Here is a 16541-nt window from a genome sequence, read left to right as displayed (position 1 = left end):
CAGTGCCTCGACGTCGACGCGATCTGCGTGCGCGTCGCAGGGCGGCGGGCGAGGGCCAAGAGTCCTTGCGCGCCCGTCGTGGTAGGACTGCTGGCATGAGTCAGAACGATCTCGCGTTGGCGATGACGCTCGCCGACCGCGCGGACATGCTGACTCGCGACCGGTTCGGTGCGCTGGACCTGCGGGTCGACACCAAACCGGACCTCACTCCGGTCACCGACGCCGACCGGGCGGTCGAAGCCGACCTGCGCGACGTCCTCGGGCGCGAGCGACCGAACGACAGCGTCGTCGGCGAGGAATTCGGCGGGACCACCACGTTCACCGGACGGCAATGGATCATCGACCCGATCGACGGCACCAAGAACTTCGTGCGCGGTGTACCGGTGTGGGCCAGCTTGATCGCATTGCTCGACGACGGCGTCCCCTCGGTCGGCGTCGTGACTGCACCGGCGCTGCAGCGCCGATGGTGGGCGTCGCGCGGCCAGGGCGCCTTCGTCTCGGTCGACGGCCGCCCACCGCGAATGCTGTCGGTTTCCTCAGTGGCACAACTAGATTCGGCTAGCCTTTCGTTTTCCAGCCTGTCCGGCTGGGCGCAGCGCGGTCTGCGCGACCGCTTCATCGACTTGACCGACGCGGTATGGCGGGTACGCGCCTACGGCGACTTCTTGTCGTACTGCCTCGTCGCCGAGGGAGCCGTCGATATCGCGGCCGAACCAGAGGTTTCGGCGTGGGACCTGGCCGCACTCGACATCCTGGTGCGCGAGGCGGGCGGGACGTTCACCGGCCTGGACGGCGTCGCGGGACCGCACCGCGGCGACGCCGTCGCGACAAACGGCCTGCTCCATGCGCGCGTGCTCGCAGCCTTGGTGTGAATTAGTTAACAGGCCCTCTTTATCTTACTCCGGAGTAAGATAGGCTTTCAGTCGCATCGCCCCAACTACCGAGGCTGCTGAAATGACGGACACTTTCTCCGGCTCAAATACTCCAAACCCGCGCGCCAAACGGCGCGGCCGCAAAACCGGCGTCGGGATGCAACCGCACAAACGCACCGGAATCGACATCACCCTGGCGCTCCTCACCCCGATCGTCGGCCAGGACTTCCTGGACAAATACCACCTGCGCGACCCGCTGAACCGGGGCCTGCGCTACGGGACCAAAACGATCTTCTCCACCGCCGGTGCCGCTTCCCGGCAGTTCAAGCGGGTCCAGAACCTGCGCAGCGGACCGACCCGGCTCAAGTCCAGCGGCAAGGACTTCTACGACCTGCGGCCCGACGACGAACAGAAGATGATCGTCGAGACCCTCGAGGACTTCGCCGAAGAGGTGCTGCGGCCCGCCGCGCACGATGCGGACGAGGCGGCGAGCTACCCGCCCGACCTGATCGCGAAGGCCGCGGAACTGGGCATCACCGCGATCAACATCCCCGAAGATTTCGAGGGCATCGCCGCGCATCGCTCGAGCGTGACCAACGTGCTGGTGGCCGAGGCGCTGGCCTACGGCGACATGGGTTTAGCGCTGCCCATCCTGGCCCCGGGCGGCGTGGCCTCCGCACTGACCCACTGGGGCAGCGCCGACCAGCAGGCCACCTATCTGCCCGAGTTCGCCGGCGAGAATGTCCCACAGGCCTGTGTGGCCATCGCCGAACCGCAACCGCTGTTCGACCCGACCCGGCTGAAGACCACCGCGGTACGCACGCCGAGCGGATACCGACTCGACGGCGTGAAGTCATTGGTCCCGGCCGCGGCCGACGCCGAGCTGTTCATCGTCGGCGCGCAACTCAACGGCAAGCCGGCATTGTTCATCGTTGAGTCGGATGCCAAAGGCCTTACCGTCAAAGCAGATCCGAGCATGGGTATCCGCGCCGCGGCCCTGGGTCAGCTCGAGCTGTCCGGGGTTTCGGTGCCGCCGAACGCCCGGCTGGGTGAGGACGACGCCACCGACGGCGACTACTCCGAAGCGATCGCGCTGTCCCGGCTGGGCTGGGCGGCGCTGGCGGTGGGCACCTCACACGCGGTCCTCGACTACGTCATCCCGTACGTAAAGGAACGCGAGGCATTCGGTGAGCCCGTCGCCCGCCGTCAAGCCGTGGCGTTCATGTGCGCCAACATCGCCATCGAGTTGGACGGGTTGCGGCTGATCACCTGGCGCGGTGCCGCACGGGCCGAACAGGGGCTTCCGTTCGTCCGCGAAGCGGCGCTGGCCAAGCGACTCGGCACCGACAAGGGCATGCAAATCGGACTGGACGGCGTGCAGCTGCTCGGCGGTCACGGCTACACGAAAGAACACCCCGTCGAGCGCTGGTACCGCGACCTGCGCGCCATCGGCGTCGCCGAGGGCGTCGTAGTCATCTAGCTCCGCACTAGCGAAAGATCAATCATGGCAATCAATCTGGAACTGCCCCGCAAGATGCAAGCGGTGATCGACAAGGCGCACCAGGGCGCCGCCGAAATGATGCGCCCGATCGCCCGCAAGTACGATGTCCACGAGCACGCCTACCCGGTGGAGCTGGACACCTTGGCCAGTCTGTTCTCCGGAGCCGCTGAATCCAACGCCGTGGGGCTCGCGGGAGCCGAGGCGTTCCGTAGCAGCGAGAGCAAGGAAGAAAATCGCAACGGCTCCAACATGGCGGCGGTGCTGCAGACGCTGGAGGCCAGCTGGGGCGACGCGGCGATGATGCTGTCGATACCCTATCAGGGCCTGGGCAACGCGGCGATCAGCGGCGTGGCCACCGACGAGCAGTTGAACCGGCTGGGCCGGGTCTGGGCCGCAATGGCCATCACCGAGCCGAGCTTCGGATCCGACTCGGCGGCCGTGTCCACAACTGCCAAGCTGGACGGCGACGAATACGTCATCAACGGCGAAAAGATCTTCGTCACAGCGGGTTCGCGGGCCACACACATCGTGGTGTGGGCAACGCTGGACAAGTCGCAAGGCCGCCCGGCGATCAAGTCGTTCATCGTGCCGCGCGAGCATCCCGGTGTCAGCGTCGAGCGGCTGGAGAACAAGCTCGGCATCAAAGGATCCGACACCGCGGTGATCCGGTTCGACAACGTGCGGATACCCAAGGACAACCTACTGGGAAATCCCGAAATCGAATCGGGCAAAGGATTTTCCGGCGTCATGGAGACGTTCGACAACACCCGGCCGGTGGTTGCGGGCATGGCCATCGGTATCGCCCGGGCCGCCTTGGAAGAGTTGCGCAAGATCTTGACCGCGGCCGGAGTGGAGATCGACTACGACAGGCCCGCGCACGCCCAATCCGCCGCCGCGGCCGAGTTCCTGCGGATGGAGGCGGACTGGGAGGCCAGCTACCAGCTGACCCTGCGCGCCGCGTGGCAGGCCGACAACAAAATCCCCAACTCCAAAGAGGCGTCGATGGCCAAGGCCAAGGCCGGCCGGGTGGGCACTGACATCACTCTGAAGGCAGTCGAATTAGCCGGCACCACAGGCTATTCGGAGCAGACGCTGTTGGAGAAGTGGGCGCGTGATTCGAAGATCATGGACATCTTCGAGGGCACCCAGCAGATTCAACAGCTGGTAGTCGCCCGGCGCCTGCTCGGCCTGTCGTCCGCCGAGCTCAAGTAGCGACTGGGGCCGGGGGGTCGACCTCGTCGTCGGGCCCGAGCAGATCGAGCTGCCACCACTGGACGTCGTGCCACGCGCCGAGTTTCCATCCGACGCGCCGGTAGTGACCCGCCGGCCGGAAGCCGAATGCCGCGTGCAGGGCATTGCTGGCCTCGTTGGGTTGCGCGATACCCGCGAATGCCCGCCGGAAGCCGCGCTCGGCCAGACGTTCTAGCAATTCGGCGTAGAGCATCCGGCCACCACCAGCGCGTCGCCGATCCTGCGCGAGGTAGACACTCGTCTCGACCGCCCACCGATAGGCCGCGCGCGGATTGAACTGGTGCGCATAGGCATAGCCGATGATGTCTCCGTCCGCCTCGAGCACCAACCATTCGTGCGTCGCGAGTGTTTCGACGATGCGCTCGGCCATGTCCCGCACCGTCGGCACGTCGGTCTCGAACGTGATTGCGGTGTCCAGCACGTACGGCCGGTAGATGTCGACACAAGCCGCGGCATCGGCCGCGGTCGCGCGTCGAACACCTGGCGGCATCAGGCAGCGATTGCGTTCAGCTGCTCGCGGGCGTCATCGAGCTCGATCGAGGCGACGTCCAGATTGTCCTCGAGATGCCCCAGCGAGGACGTGCCCGGGATCAGTAGCACATTGGGCGCCACGCTCAGGGTCCATGCCAACGCGACCTGCGCGGGCGTGCGCCCGAGTCGCTTGGCAAGTTCGCTTCGATGTCGCGGCGCAGGTCGGCCGGTTCGCTGACCGACAGCCAGGCACCGTCGTCATCGCGACGGCCGCCGACCTTGCTCACCAAAGCCAAGTTCTCCGGGTAGGGGTGCAGCGCCTCACGGATGAGCTCGTTGGCGACGTCGGGGCCGTAGAACTGGGCGGTGTCGATGTGGTCCACGCCGCGTTCGACGGCCCTGCGCAATACCGCGAGCGCCTCGTCCCGATCGCGCGGCGGCCCCATCACACCGGGACCAGGCAGTTGCATAGCCCCGAAGCCGATCCGGGCTACCGAAAAGCGACCGAGTGGAAAGGGATCCATACGGTGAGGTTAGCGTCGTTGTATGGACTCTTTTCACGCGCTGGTAGCCCGTCAAGACGGTGACGGGATCACCGCGTCTGTCGAGACGCTCGGCCCGTCCGACTTGCCGCCCGGTGACGTGACGATTCGGGTGCTGTTTTCCAGCGTCAACTACAAGGACGCGCTGGCGCTGACGCCGAAGGGCGGCGTCGTGCGCGACTACCCGATCGTCCCGGGGATCGACCTGACCGGCGAAGTCGTCGAGTCGCAGTCACCGGATTTCAGCGTCGGAGCCTTGGTGCTGGCCCACGGGTATCAGATCGGCACCGGCCACCACGGCGGCTACGCCGAATACGCACGGCTGCCGGCTGACCAGGTGGTGGCGCTCGGCGCGTTGAGTCCACACGAGGGTGCGGCGATCGGAACCGCCGGCTTCACCGCCGCGATGAGTGTGCAAGCGCTGATCGACTGGGGCATCACGTCCGACGCCGGACCCATCGTCGTCACCGGCGCCTCCGGCGGTGTCGGCTCGGTCAGCGTGGACCTGCTCGCGGCCGCTGGCTACCAGGTGGTCGCCTCCAGCGGCAAGGAGCAGGCCGCCGGGCTACTGAAAGAGCTTGGCGCCACTGAAGTTATCGGCCGGCTGCCCGCCGATCCCGACGCCAAGCCGCGGCCACTGAACAAGGCGCGTTGGGCAGGCGCGGTGGACTGCGTCGGGGGCGCGACGCTGGCCGACGTGCTCAGCACCGTCGACTACGGCGGGGCTGTGGCGGCCAGCGGCCTCACCGGCGGGCCCGCATTGCACACCACGGTGATGCCGTTCATCCTGCGCGGCGTCTCGCTGCTGGGCATGGACTCGGTGCTGATGCCGATCGACCGGCGCCGCAAGCTCTGGGCGTTGCTGGGCGACTCGTTGCGGCCGCGGCATCTGGACGCGGTCACCAGCGATGTCGACGTCAAAGACGTCGTCGGGGTATTGGACCAACTGCGCGCGGGCACATTCTCCGGCCGGGCAGTGGTACGCGTCGCCGGCGGATTCTGAGCTGGCAGTACGCTATTCGAGCGCCGGCCGGAGGATTCCGGCCCGATCAATGACGGAGGCAACATGCGCGCAGCACGGGTGACTCGCCTTGATGGCCCAGACGCCATCGAAGTGGGCGAGGTCGACGAACCCACCGGCGATGGGATCGTTGTGGAGGTGCACGCCGCCGGTGCCGCGTTCCCGGACGCGTTGCTGACCCGCGGCCTCTATCAATACCGGCCCGAGCCGCCGTTCGTGCTGGGAGCCGAGATCGCCGGGGTCGTCCGATCGGCGCCGGACGGCGCGCATGTGCAGCCCGGCGATCGGGTGGTCGGTCTGACGATGCTCAACGGGGGCATGGCCGAAGTTGCCGTGCTCTCACCCGACCGGGCGTTCAAGCTGCCGGACAACGTGAGCTTCGAGTCGGGCGCCGGCCTGTTGTTCAACGGCCTGACGATGTACTTCGCGCTGACGGTGCGCGGCCGACTGCAAAAGGGTGAAACCGTGCTGGTGCACGGCGCCGCCGGCGGGATCGGAACCTCGACGCTGCGGCTGGCGCCGGCGCTCGGGGCGTCCCGCACCATCGCGGTGGTCAGTACCGAGCAGAAGGCCCAGATCGCTACGGCGGCAGGCGCCACCGATGTGGTGCTGGCCGACGGCTTCAAGGACGCGGTGAAGGAATTGACCAACGGCCGCGGCGTCGACATGGTCGTGGACCCGGTCGGCGGTGATCGCTTCACCGACTCGCTGCGCTCACTGGTTCCGGGGGGACGGCTGCTCGTCGTCGGGTTCACCGGCGGTGAGATTCCCACCGTGAAGGTAAATCGACTGCTGCTCAACAACATTGACGTTGTCGGTGTCGGCTGGGGCGCCTGGACGGCAACACACCCCGGGGCGCTCGACGAACAGTGGGCCGGACTCGAGCGCCTGCTCAGCTCGGGCCAGCTGGCTGCGCCGCAGCCGGAGGTCTACCCGCTGGAGCAGGCCGCCGCCGCGGTCGCATCCATGGAGAATCGCACCGCCAAAGGAAAAGTCGTCCTGCGCGTCCGCGGTTAGCTTCCGGCGCGAGCGCACCGGACGCATGGGCTCTTGTATACGCCCAAAAGAAAAAGTAATGTCACTTTCGGTTTTGTAGCCAATTCCCGGGAGTAAACCCATGGAATCGTTCGTTCACCTGCGCAAAGGCAAGACACCGCATCGCCTGCACGCCGACCTCGACGGCCTCAAGGACGACGAGTTAGGCCGCGGCGGATTCGCCGGACGGACGGCCAACATCTACCGCCGCCACGACCCCACCGCTTACCGGGCGGCCGGACCGCTGCGCCCCGTCGACGTGTTGTCCGGCGAACTCAAACCCAGCGATGCCACCGACGCCAGCGGTGGTCCCTTGCTGATGTTCAGCAACGACGACTGTCGCATTCTGCTGAGCCGTCGCCACGAGCCGATGCCCTACTTCGCCCGCCACGTCGACGGCGATCTGCTCTGCTTCGTCCACCTAGGCACCGGGCTGCTGGAGACCGAGTTCGGCCCGTTGCGCTACCGGGACGGCGACTGGGTCTACATCCCGAAGGCGTGCACGTGGCGCCAGGTGCCGGATCGCGAGACCACGCTGCTGATGATCGAGGCCACCGACGAATTCCGGGTGCCGCCGCCCGGCCCGCTGGGCCGGCACTTCCCGTTCGACCCATCGCAGGCCACCATCCCCGAGCCGGCGCCGGTCGACGACGACGGCCGCGACGAGTACGAAGTGCGGCTCGTCCATGATGGCGGGCCGACAACGCTTATCTACCAACATAATCCGCTCGACGTCGAAGGGTGGCGCGGTGACAACTTCGCCTTCACCTTCAACATCGACGATTACAACGTCATCACCTCCGACAGTGTCCACTTGCCGCCGACGGTGCATCTGTTCATGCAGGCCACCGGCGTCTACGTAATGAACTTCCTGCCCAAGCCCGCCGAGGGCGTCGCCGGCACCGAACGCACACCCTGGTATCACCGCAACGTCGACTTCGACGAAATCGCGTTCTTCCACGGCGGCTCGCTCTACGGCATCCCGATGCCCCCGGGCCTGATTTCCCATGCGCCGCAAGGAGTTCACCACGGCGCACCGGAGAAGGCGCGCGAACGGGCGCGCCGCAAATTCGCCGAGCACTCGCGCGTCGACTGGCAGGTCATCGCCGTCGACACCCGCCGGAGACTGACCCCGTCACCCGAAGTACTGGCACACGACCTGGGACAACACTGAGATGCGGAGCACGCCAACTGTGAAACGAGCCGTCAAGCACGACTACGAACGGATCCCGTATCTGGTTGCCTTCCAGAACAATTCCGGCGTCCGCGACGTCTACGGCGGCTTGGCCGAGATCACCGTGCTGGAGAGCTATTTGCTCAAGCCGAAAGACAGGCCGTCGGACACCGTGCTGGTGTTCATGCACCCGATCGGCGGCGGCGCATACCTGCCGATGATCAACGCGTTGGCCCGGGCCGGCCACCACGTCATCTACTGCAACAGCCGGTTCCGCGGCACCGATTCGGCGCTGCTGATGGAGAAGGTGGTCGAAGATCTCGGCGAGTGCATCAAGGACGCCAAGAACCGGCTGGGCTACACCAAGGTCGTGCTGGCCGGATGGAGTGGCGGCGGCTCGTTGTCGCTGCTCTACCAGCAGCAGGCCCAGCACGCGACGATCACGTCGAGCCCCACCGGCGACGGCCCGGACCTGACCGCGCTGGAACTGCCCGCCGCCGACGGAATCACGCTGCTGGCCGCGCACATCAGCCGGCACGGCACGCTGACCGAATGGCTCGACGCGTCCATCCTCGACGAATCCGATCCCAGCAAGCGCGATCCCGAGCTGGATCTGTACAACCCCGACAACCCCAACCAACCGCCCTACACCGAGGAATTCCTGGCCCGGTACCGTCAAGCTCAAATCGACCGCAACCGCCGCATCACCGCATGGGCCAAAGAGAAGCTGGCTGAATTGACCGCCCAAGGCCGCCCTGACGACGAGTTCGGATTCGTCGTGCACGGCACCATGGCCGATCCCCGATGGCTGGATCCCACGGTGGATCCCAATGAGCGCACACCGGGAACCTGCTATCTGGGTGACCCTCAAGTGGTCAACATGAGCCCGGTCGGGCTGGCCCGCTTCTCGACGCTGCGCGGCTGGTTGTCGCAATGGAGCTATGACGAGGCCCGCGGCGACGGGGTGGACTGCGGGCGTGACATCGCGATTCCTGCGCTGGTGATCGGGAACCTGGCCGACGACGCCTGCACACCCAGCCACACCCGGCGGCTGTTCGAGGCGATCGGTCACCCCGACAAAGAGATACATGAAATCCCTGGTGCCACACACTATTACGCTGGCCCGGACCAGCGCGACAAGTTACGCAGAGCCGTCGACATCGTCACCGACTGGCTGATCCGGCACGATTTCGCGAGCGGCGTATGACCCCGCCGGCCGGACCACTGGACGGCATCCGGGTGCTCGAACTGGGCACCTTGATCGCGGGTCCGTTCGCCGGCCGCTTACTCGGTGACATGGGCGCGGAGGTCATCAAAGTGGAACCGCCGGGTGCCCCGGATCCGCTGCGCACGTGGGGCCAGGCTGAACACGACGGGCACCGCGTGTTCTGGACCGTGGCCGCGCGCAACAAGAAAGCCGTCACGCTGGACCTGCGGCGGCCGCAGGGCCGAGAGCTGTTCCTCGAGCTCGTCGAGAAGTCCGACATCGTCGTGGAGAACTTCCGTCCGGGCACGCTGGAGAAGTGGAACCTGGGCTACGACGTGCTCAGCGCGCGCAACGCGGGCATCATCCTGGTCCGGGTGTCCGGCTACGGGCAGACCGGGCCCGACGCGCACAACGCGGGCTACGCCTCGGTGGCCGAAGCCGCCAGTGGATTGCGGCACCTCAACGGTTTCCCCGGCGGACCGCCACCCCGGCTTGCGCTCTCGCTTGGCGACAGCCTGGCCGGCATGTTCGGCGCCCAGGGCGCGATGGCCGCACTGTACCGCCGCACCGTGACCGGGCGGGGGCAGGTGGTTGACGTGGCACTGACCGAATCATGTTTAGCCATCCAGGAATCCACAATTCCCGACTACGATGTCGGCGGCGTGGTGCGCGGACCGTCGGGTACCCGGCTGGAAGGCATCGCGCCGTCCAACATCTACCGCAGCGCCGACAATTCGTGGGTGGTGATTGCCGCCAACCAGGACACCGTGTTCGCCCGCCTGTGCACCGCGATGAGGCGCCCCGAGCTGGCCGGCGACGACCGGTTCGCCACCCACACCGCCCGCGGCCGCAACCAGGACGAACTCGACAAGATCATCGGTGCCTGGGCCGCGGACCGACAACCTGCGGACATCGTCGAAACCCTCAGCGCCGCAGGCGTGATCGCGGGCCCCATCAACACCGTCGCGGAGGTGGTCGATGACCCTCAACTGCGGGCGCGCGGGATGCTGGTCGAGCACTACGACGAACGCATCGAACGTAATGTCTTGGGGCCCGGCGTCGTTCCGGTGCTGTCGGAATCGCCGGGCAGCGTTCGTCACGCCGGACCGGCCTGCCCGGGACGACACAACAACGACGTGTACGCGGGGCTGCTCGGTAAGACCACCGCAGAGCTCGAGGCGTTGCGCAGCGAGGGAGTGCTATGACTCAGCACGTCGATATTCGTGAGGTGGCGCTGCGCGACGGGCTGCAGATCGAAAAGCCAATCCCGTTGTCGGCCAAGTTGGAACTGCTTGCGGCCGTGGCTGCCACCGGTGTGCGCGAGGTGGAGGCCACGGCGTTTGTGTCCCCGACGAAGGTGCCGTCGATGGCCGACGCCGCGGAACTCGCCGCTCAGCTGCATAACTACCCCGACATCGAGTTCTCCGCCCTGGTCGCCAGCCCCAACGGGGCCAGGCGCGCCGTTGCCGCGGGGCTGCGGTCGATCGAATACGTGGTGGCCGCCGACGACACGTTCAGCCAGGCCAACGTCGGGCGCACCAGCACCGAGGCCACCGACCAGATCGACGAGATCGTCGCCATCGCGCATGGCAGCGACGTCACCGTCGAGGTCGTCATCGCCACTGCATGGGACTCACCGTTCGAAGGCCCGACCCCGCCACAGCGGGTACTCGAGATCGCCGCGGCCGCCCGCGAACGCGGAGCCGACCGCCTGTCGATCGCCGACACCATCGGCACCACCACCCCGGGCCGGGTGAGTTCGCTGATCGCCCAACTGCGTCCGGTGATCGGCGACTTGCCGTTGGGCGCGCATTTCCACAACACCCGCGGCGCCGGGCTGGCCAGTGCGTATGCGGCGGTCAGCGCTGGAGTCACCCGGTTGGACGCCTCGGTCGGCGGACTGGGCGGTTGCCCGTTCGCGCCGGGCGCCACTGGCAACATCGCTACCGAGGATCTCGTCTACCTGCTGACCGACAGCGATATCGATGTCGATGTCGACCTGCAGGCCGCGATCGCCGCAGCCGGTGTCGCGAAATCAGCTGTCCGACATGATCTGCCGGGCGCACTGATGCGCGCCGGCGACCGGATCCGGAACTGATGGCAATGTCCGCCCCCGAATCGTCGCGGGCGCTGACATCCAAAGGCCGCCAGACCAGGGAGGCCATCGAGCAGGCGGCGCGAAAACTGTTTGCCGAACGTGGCTTTCACGGCGCCACACTGGCCGACATCACGTCCGCCGCGGGAAAATCGCCAGCGGTTTTCTACCGGTATTTCGCCGACAAGGAGGACCTGCTGGCCGCCCTGGCGGAGTCGTTCCTGCATGAGGTCGTGGCCCCGTACGGCCTGAGCCTGCACCTGCCGGACTCCCCCCCGCAGGCGGGTGTGGGTACCTCCCGCTCGCGGGCGAGTACCCCCACCCAGGACGACGCCTTCTTCACCTCGGTGGTCACCGGATATTGGAACATCTTCAAGCAGAACATCGGCATCATGATCGCTGTCGCCCAACTGGCCACCACCCAGCAGCGTTTCGCGGCCGTACAGAACGAGTTTCGGCGTTTCGGCATGGACATCGTGGCCGCGTCGGTCCGACGCGCACAGGAGCAGGGTTACGGCAGCGAGCTCAACCCACAACACACCGCGGCGGCCATCGCGCTGCTGTTCGAGAACTTCACCACCGTCTTCGTCGGGGAGTCGGGTCTGGGAATGGAGATCAGCGACGAGGACGCCATCGCGATCCTGTCTACGGTTTGGAAGAAGACCCTCTACGGCGCGTAACGAGAGATCATGAGGAAATAGCTGTGGATTTTACCCTCCCAGAACATCTTCCGGGCCTGCTGGCGGAGATGGATGCGTTCATCGAGGCCGACATCAAACCGTTGGAACGCGAGCACATCCAGTATTTCGACCAGCGTCGAGAGCACGCCCGCACCGATTGGGACAACGACGGCATCCCGACCGAAGAGTGGGAGGAGCTGCTCGCCGAGATGCGCCGGCGCGCCGACAAGGCGGGCTGGCTGCGCTACGGGTTGCCGGCCGCGCTGGGCGGACGCGACGGCAGCAACATCGACATGGCCGTGATCCGGGAACACCTGGCGCACAAGGGCATCGGCCTACACAACGACCTGCAGAATGAGTCATCGATCGTCGGGAACTTTCCCCAGGTGATCATGATGGAGCGCTTCGGCACCGATGAGCAGCGGCGCCTGTGGTCGGAGGCGCTGATCACCGGGGAGCGGTCCATGGCTTTCGGACTCACCGAGCCACAGCACGGCTCCGACGCGACCTGGCTGGAGACGCACGCCCAACGTGACGGCGACAGCTGGGTGATCAACGGTTCCAAGCGGTTCAACACCGGGGTGCACCGAGCCACCCACGATCTGATCTTCGCCCGCACCTCGGGCGAACCGGGCCAAGCCCGCGGTATCACCGCGTTTCTGGTCCCGACCGACACGCCCGGATTCACGGTCCCCTACTACTGGTGGACGTTCAACATGCCCACCGATCATGGTGAAGTCGAGTTGACCGATGTGCGAATCCCCGCCGACGCGGTGCTCGGTGAGGTCGGCCGCGGCCTGGAGGTTGCGCAAACGTTCTTGCACGAGAACCGGATCCGCCAAGCCGCGAGCAGCCTGGGCGCGGCGCAATACTGCATCGACCGGGCCGCCGAATATGCCGGCAAGCGCACGGTGTTCGGCAAGCCACTCTCAGTCAACCAGGCCGTGCAGTGGCCGCTGGCCGAGCTGCAGACCGAAGCGCAGATGGTGCGGCTGCTGGTGCAATACGCCGCCTGGCATTTGGATCGCAACCACCACATGGAGGTGTCGGACAAAGTGTCGATGGCGAACTATCGCGCCAACCGACTGGTCTGCGACGCCGCCGACCGCGCGATGCAAATCTACGGCGGCCTCGGCTACAGCCGTCATGAGCAGTTCGAGCACATCTACCGCCATCACCGCCGCTACCGGATCACCGAGGGCGCCGAGGAAATCCAGATTCGCCGAGTGGCGCAGCGGCTGTTCAAGTTCGGCAAGCAATGACCGACGCGAAAGAGCTGGCCCCCAAATTGGCCACGGTGCTGGCGCCGACTCTCGGCCCCGGCACCACGATCGAGAACCTGCGTGCCCTCACCGGTGGGGCCAGCCGCACCACCTGGGCGTTCGATGCGGTCGCCGGCGCCCAACGCCTCGCACTGATCCTGCGCACCGGGCCGCCCGACGACATCCACGCCAGCATGGAACTCGAAGCCCGGTCGCAGGCCGCCGCTGGGGCCGCCGGGGCACCGGTCCCCCATATCCTGGTCGCCGACGATTCGCCTGCCGTACTGGGCAATCCGTTTCTGGTCTGCGATGAGATCAAGGGCGAGACCATCGTCCGGCGCATTGCGCGCCAGCTCGACACCGCCGACGGGTACGCACGTCGAACCGAATTGCTCCGGCAATGCGCGCAGGCACTGGCCGCCATTCACCATGCCGACTCCGACATTCCGGGCCTGGCCTACCAGGACCAGCTCGTGGAATGGCGCGAGCGGCTGGACGCGATGAATGACACCACCGCCACCTTCGAATGGGCGTTTCGCTGGTTGGCCGCGCACCGGCCGCAATCGTCGACAAGGGTGCTGGTGCACGGGGACTACCGGATGGGGAACCTCATCGTCGATGGATCCGATCTGGCCGCCGTCCTCGACTGGGAGCTGGTACATCTGGGTGAGGCGTACGAAGACCTGGCCTGGTTCTGTATCCGCGCGTGGCGGTTCGGCGCTCCGGCCAGCCTCGACGCCGGTGGCCTCGGCAGCATCGAGGGCTTCGTGCGCGACTACGAGCAGGCCAGCGCCACGACCGTCGACCGGGTGACACTGCACTGGTGGCTGGTGCTGGCCACGCTGCGCTGGGGCGTCATCTGCCGCTATCAGGCGGAGCGGCATTTGAGTGGTCAATCGCGCTCGGTCGAACTGGCCACGATCGGTCGCCGCGTGAGTGAGACGGAGTGGGACATCCTCAACCTGCTCGAGGAAGCGCCCGGCGACGGTGCGCGCCGCGCGGCGGCGCGAGAAGAAGCCGGGCAATCGGAGCTGGGTTCATGATCGGCGCCTACGGCCGCCCGCTGGCAGCCGAACTCGTGGCCGCAGTCGCCGAATTCCTCGAAACCGACGTCCGGGAGGCGACCAGCGGCCAGGTCAATTTCCACTCCCGGGTGGCCGCCAACGCTTTACGGATCGTGGAGCGCGAACTGCTCGACGAGAGCGAGGCGGAATCGCGAGCCGCACTGGCCGGCTTGGGTTTCGCCGACGAGGAACAACTCGCCGCCGCCATCCGGGCCGGCAAACTCGACGAGCGCGCCGGGGACGTCCTCGCCGGCCTGCGGACGTTGGTACGCAATCGGTTGGCGGTTGCCCACCCCGGATACGACAACGAATAGGAGCCCTGCCATGCCCGCTGCTAGCGCTCAGCTCGTCGTCGACACGGCCGACCGGCTGTTCATGTCGATCGTCAACGGTGACAAGGCCGCGGTTGATCAGCTGTGGAGCGAGGACATCGCGGTGTGGCGGGTGGGCGCCGGCCGGGACGACGCCAAGGCCCGCGCGCTGCGAGTCGTCCACTGGTTCATCGATGTGACCACCGAGCGTCGTTATGAGATCCTCGATCGTCGGCTCTTCGACGACGGATCGATCAGCGGCTTCGTCCAGCAGCACGTCCTGTACGCCACCGGCCATACCGGCCAATCGATCTCTATGCGCGTTTGCATCGTGATCAGGGTGGGCACAAACGGCCTGATCGACCGGATCGACGAGTACTTCGACCCCGCCGAGATAGCGCCACTGATGAGGTGAGACGGACAATGACAACGCTGGAAACACTGCTGAACGATCCCGACCTGGCCGGGGTGTGGAACATCGTCCCCGACCGGTCGACCGTCAGCTTCAAGATCAAAAACATGTGGGGCCTGGTGAACGTCAAGGGCCGCTTCACCGAGTTCTCCGGCGACGGACAACTCACCGGGACGGGCGCCGTCTTCGGCCGCCTCGACATCCGCACGGCCTCGTTGAACACCGGCATCGGCCGTCGCGACGAGCATCTGCGCTCGGCGGACTTCTTCGATGTCGAGCGGTTTCCCGAGATCAGCGTCGTCGTCACCGCGGTGCAGCCGACCGAAGGCAAGGCGGCGGAGCTGCGCGCCGACTTCACCATCAAGGGCGTGACCGCGCCGCTACTGCTGCCCATCACGGTCACCGAGGCCGGCGACGGCTCGATCCAGATCTCGGGCGAAACCAAGATCGATCGATCCCAGTTCGACATCGGCTGGAACAAGTTCGGCGTGATCGCGCCGACGGCCACGGCGGCGGCGCAGGCCGTTTTCGTGCGGTCTGCCCGATAAAGTCGGTCGGGCCGCAGTAGCATCTGCACCGTGCCCGACGCCACGATCGCTCTGCGGATACTCGTCTACAGCGACAACCCCAACACCCGCGAAAAAGTGAAGCGGGCACTGGGCAAACGCCTGCACCCGGATCTGCCCGAGTTCAACTACGTCGAAGTGGCGACCGGCCCGATGGTGATCCGCACCATGGACGAGGGCGGCATCGACCTGGCCATCCTCGACGGCGAAGCGACGCCGACCGGCGGCATGGGAATCGCCAAACAGCTCAAAGACGAACTCGAGACTTGCCCACCGATCCTGGTGCTCACCGGCCGCCCCGACGACGCATGGCTGGCGAGCTGGTCGCGCGCCGAAGCCGCGGTGCCGCACCCGATCGATCCCATCGTGTTGGGTCGCACCGTGCTCGGGTTGCTCCGAGCCCCCGCCGCCTAGCCCGCTGTCGCCGCGCCCGGACGAATGTCGTGCCGGCGCCGCCCGAAATCCACCGGATGCCGATGCCACAGCAGCCGGGCATTCCCGGCTGCCCGCCAATCAGTCGTTGTCTGAGCTCGGCGAAGACCACAGCCGAGTGATTAGCATCACCCCGACCACCTGCCCCAGCCACCTCAACGCTATGTTGAAGATCACTGCGACGGGCTACAGACCCAGCCCGTCACAGCAGCCCGGTCGCCGCCTGGTCGCTATATAGGCGGCCCCACGACGGATCTTGGAGCGAGTTGAACGTCTACATACCCATCCTGGTGCTCGGCGCAATTGCCACCGCCTTTGCTGTCGGCTCGGTCGGGATCGCGAGCCTGGCCGGCCCGTCGCGCTACAACAAGTCGAAGATGGCGGCCTACGAATGCGGAATCGAGCCGACCGAAACGTCGGTGAGCGGTCCGCATGCGACGCCCGGGCAGCGGTTTCCGGTGAAGTATTACCTGACCGCAATGCTATTTATCGTCTTCGACATCGAAATCGTGTTCTTGTATCCCTGGGCAGTCAGCTACGACGCGCTGGGATTATTTGCTCTGGTCGAGATGGTGGTGTTCATGCTCACCGTCTTCGTGGCCTACGCCTACGTGTGGCGCCGCGGCGGCCTGACATGGGATTGAG

Annotated in this window: 18 protein-coding genes and 1 pseudogene; 17 read left to right on the top strand and 2 right to left on the bottom strand. The window is 66.5% G+C overall.

Annotated features, from left to right (window positions below; translation table 11 throughout):
- The first annotated feature begins 95 nt into the window (after positions 1 to 95).
- The 3 genes from hisN to OK015_RS09045 all read left to right on the top strand — a co-directional run bounded on the left by hisN (position 96) and on the right by OK015_RS09045 (position 3585).
- On the top strand, positions 96 to 872 hold the full coding sequence (gene hisN / locus OK015_RS09055; protein ID WP_268130830.1) for a histidinol-phosphatase: 777 nt from the start codon (positions 96 to 98) through the stop codon (positions 870 to 872).
- Between the two features lie 82 nt (positions 873 to 954).
- Complete coding sequence (locus OK015_RS09050) at positions 955 to 2352, top strand: acyl-CoA dehydrogenase family protein (protein WP_268130829.1); 1398 nt, start codon at positions 955 to 957, stop codon at positions 2350 to 2352.
- A gap of 24 nt (positions 2353 to 2376) precedes the next feature.
- The gene (locus OK015_RS09045) at positions 2377 to 3585 is read left to right on the top strand and encodes an acyl-CoA dehydrogenase family protein (RefSeq protein ID WP_268130828.1); all 1209 of its coding nucleotides are present in this window, start codon (positions 2377 to 2379) and stop codon (positions 3583 to 3585) included.
- Here the strand turns inward: OK015_RS09045 and OK015_RS09040 are convergent.
- Both OK015_RS09040 and OK015_RS09035 read right to left on the bottom strand, forming a co-directional pair.
- On the bottom strand, positions 3578 to 4114 hold the full coding sequence (locus OK015_RS09040; protein WP_268130827.1) for an arsinothricin resistance N-acetyltransferase ArsN1 family B: 537 nt from the start codon (positions 4112 to 4114) through the stop codon (positions 3578 to 3580). The genes OK015_RS09045 and OK015_RS09040 overlap by 8 nt on opposite strands.
- Positions 4114 to 4619: pseudogene (locus OK015_RS09035) on the bottom strand (aldo/keto reductase). Before OK015_RS09035 ends, OK015_RS09040 begins: the two are co-directional and overlap by 1 nt.
- Positions 4620 to 4641: 22 nt before the next feature.
- Between OK015_RS09035 and OK015_RS09030 the strand changes: the two are divergent.
- From OK015_RS09030 to OK015_RS08965, 14 genes are all read left to right on the top strand, one after another.
- Positions 4642 to 5640 (top strand): acrylyl-CoA reductase family protein, encoded by a 999-nt coding sequence (locus OK015_RS09030; protein ID WP_268130826.1) that lies wholly within the window; start codon positions 4642 to 4644, stop codon positions 5638 to 5640.
- Positions 5641 to 5703: 63 nt separating this feature from the next.
- Complete coding sequence (locus OK015_RS09025; protein ID WP_268130825.1) at positions 5704 to 6675, top strand: NADPH:quinone oxidoreductase family protein; 972 nt, start codon at positions 5704 to 5706, stop codon at positions 6673 to 6675.
- 100 nt (positions 6676 to 6775) lie between these two features.
- A complete protein-coding gene (locus OK015_RS09020; RefSeq protein ID WP_268130824.1) occupies positions 6776 to 7867 on the top strand; it encodes a homogentisate 1,2-dioxygenase in 1092 nt (363 codons plus the stop codon).
- A 19-nt stretch (positions 7868 to 7886) separates the two neighbouring features.
- Positions 7887 to 9074 carry an alpha/beta hydrolase gene (locus OK015_RS09015; protein ID WP_268130823.1) on the top strand — a complete coding sequence of 396 codons (1188 nt, stop codon included), beginning with the start codon at positions 7887 to 7889 and terminating at the stop codon, positions 9072 to 9074.
- Complete coding sequence (locus tag OK015_RS09010; RefSeq protein ID WP_268130822.1) at positions 9071 to 10279, top strand: CaiB/BaiF CoA transferase family protein; 1209 nt, start codon at positions 9071 to 9073, stop codon at positions 10277 to 10279. Before OK015_RS09015 ends, OK015_RS09010 begins: the two co-directional genes overlap by 4 nt.
- Complete coding sequence (locus OK015_RS09005; RefSeq protein ID WP_268130821.1) at positions 10276 to 11172, top strand: hydroxymethylglutaryl-CoA lyase; 897 nt, start codon at positions 10276 to 10278, stop codon at positions 11170 to 11172. Before OK015_RS09010 ends, OK015_RS09005 begins: the two co-directional genes overlap by 4 nt.
- Positions 11173 to 11177: 5 nt before the next feature.
- Positions 11178 to 11849 carry a TetR/AcrR family transcriptional regulator gene (locus OK015_RS09000; RefSeq protein ID WP_268130820.1) on the top strand — a complete coding sequence of 224 codons (672 nt, stop codon included), beginning with the start codon at positions 11178 to 11180 and terminating at the stop codon, positions 11847 to 11849.
- Between the two features lie 23 nt (positions 11850 to 11872).
- Entirely contained in the window at positions 11873 to 13111 is a 1239-nt protein-coding gene (locus tag OK015_RS08995; protein ID WP_268130819.1) for an acyl-CoA dehydrogenase family protein, read from the top strand.
- Positions 13108 to 14154 carry a phosphotransferase family protein gene (locus OK015_RS08990; RefSeq protein ID WP_268130818.1) on the top strand — a complete coding sequence of 349 codons (1047 nt, stop codon included), beginning with the start codon at positions 13108 to 13110 and terminating at the stop codon, positions 14152 to 14154. The genes OK015_RS08995 and OK015_RS08990 overlap by 4 nt, the downstream gene beginning before the upstream one ends.
- On the top strand, positions 14151 to 14489 hold the full coding sequence (locus OK015_RS08985) for a DUF6285 domain-containing protein (RefSeq protein ID WP_268130817.1): 339 nt from the start codon (positions 14151 to 14153) through the stop codon (positions 14487 to 14489). Before OK015_RS08990 ends, OK015_RS08985 begins: the two co-directional genes overlap by 4 nt.
- Before the next feature lie 10 nt (positions 14490 to 14499).
- Positions 14500 to 14901 carry a nuclear transport factor 2 family protein gene (locus OK015_RS08980; protein ID WP_268130816.1) on the top strand — a complete coding sequence of 134 codons (402 nt, stop codon included), beginning with the start codon at positions 14500 to 14502 and terminating at the stop codon, positions 14899 to 14901.
- 8 nt (positions 14902 to 14909) lie between these two features.
- The gene (locus OK015_RS08975) at positions 14910 to 15446 is read left to right on the top strand and encodes a YceI family protein (RefSeq protein WP_268130815.1); all 537 of its coding nucleotides are present in this window, start codon (positions 14910 to 14912) and stop codon (positions 15444 to 15446) included.
- Between the two features lie 30 nt (positions 15447 to 15476).
- Positions 15477 to 15878: an Rv3143 family two-component system response regulator gene (locus OK015_RS08970; protein WP_268130814.1), complete on the top strand. Its 402-nt coding sequence runs from the start codon at positions 15477 to 15479 to the stop codon at positions 15876 to 15878.
- A 284-nt stretch (positions 15879 to 16162) separates the two neighbouring features.
- Entirely contained in the window at positions 16163 to 16540 is a 378-nt protein-coding gene (locus OK015_RS08965) for an NADH-quinone oxidoreductase subunit A (RefSeq protein WP_268130813.1), read from the top strand.
- Position 16541 lies beyond the last annotated feature (1 nt).

Source organism: Mycobacterium sp. Aquia_216, from assembly GCF_026723865.1.
In the GTDB taxonomy this organism is placed as follows: Bacteria; Actinomycetota; Actinomycetes; order Mycobacteriales; family Mycobacteriaceae; genus Mycobacterium.
This window is presented reverse-complemented; position numbering and strand designations above follow the sequence as displayed.

What these genes read in the sequence shown, in the direction of transcription:
- hisN (WP_268130830.1), top strand. Translation starts at nt 96, where the DNA reads ATGAGTCAGAACGATCTCGCGTTGGCGATGACGCTCGCCGACCGCGCG.
- OK015_RS09050 (WP_268130829.1), top strand. Translation starts at nt 955, where the DNA reads ATGACGGACACTTTCTCCGGCTCAAATACTCCAAACCCGCGCGCCAAA.
- OK015_RS09045 (WP_268130828.1), top strand. Translation starts at nt 2,377, where the DNA reads ATGGCAATCAATCTGGAACTGCCCCGCAAGATGCAAGCGGTGATCGAC.
- OK015_RS09040 (WP_268130827.1), bottom strand. Translation starts at nt 4,114, where the DNA reads ATGCCGCCAGGTGTTCGACGCGCGACCGCGGCCGATGCCGCGGCTTGT.
- OK015_RS09030 (WP_268130826.1), top strand. Translation starts at nt 4,642, where the DNA reads ATGGACTCTTTTCACGCGCTGGTAGCCCGTCAAGACGGTGACGGGATC.
- OK015_RS09025 (WP_268130825.1), top strand. Translation starts at nt 5,704, where the DNA reads ATGCGCGCAGCACGGGTGACTCGCCTTGATGGCCCAGACGCCATCGAA.
- OK015_RS09020 (WP_268130824.1), top strand. Translation starts at nt 6,776, where the DNA reads ATGGAATCGTTCGTTCACCTGCGCAAAGGCAAGACACCGCATCGCCTG.
- OK015_RS09010 (WP_268130822.1), top strand. Translation starts at nt 9,071, where the DNA reads ATGACCCCGCCGGCCGGACCACTGGACGGCATCCGGGTGCTCGAACTG.
- OK015_RS09005 (WP_268130821.1), top strand. Translation starts at nt 10,276, where the DNA reads ATGACTCAGCACGTCGATATTCGTGAGGTGGCGCTGCGCGACGGGCTG.
- OK015_RS09000 (WP_268130820.1), top strand. Translation starts at nt 11,178, where the DNA reads ATGTCCGCCCCCGAATCGTCGCGGGCGCTGACATCCAAAGGCCGCCAG.
- OK015_RS08990 (WP_268130818.1), top strand. Translation starts at nt 13,108, where the DNA reads ATGACCGACGCGAAAGAGCTGGCCCCCAAATTGGCCACGGTGCTGGCG.
- OK015_RS08985 (WP_268130817.1), top strand. Translation starts at nt 14,151, where the DNA reads ATGATCGGCGCCTACGGCCGCCCGCTGGCAGCCGAACTCGTGGCCGCA.
- OK015_RS08980 (WP_268130816.1), top strand. Translation starts at nt 14,500, where the DNA reads ATGCCCGCTGCTAGCGCTCAGCTCGTCGTCGACACGGCCGACCGGCTG.
- OK015_RS08975 (WP_268130815.1), top strand. Translation starts at nt 14,910, where the DNA reads ATGACAACGCTGGAAACACTGCTGAACGATCCCGACCTGGCCGGGGTG.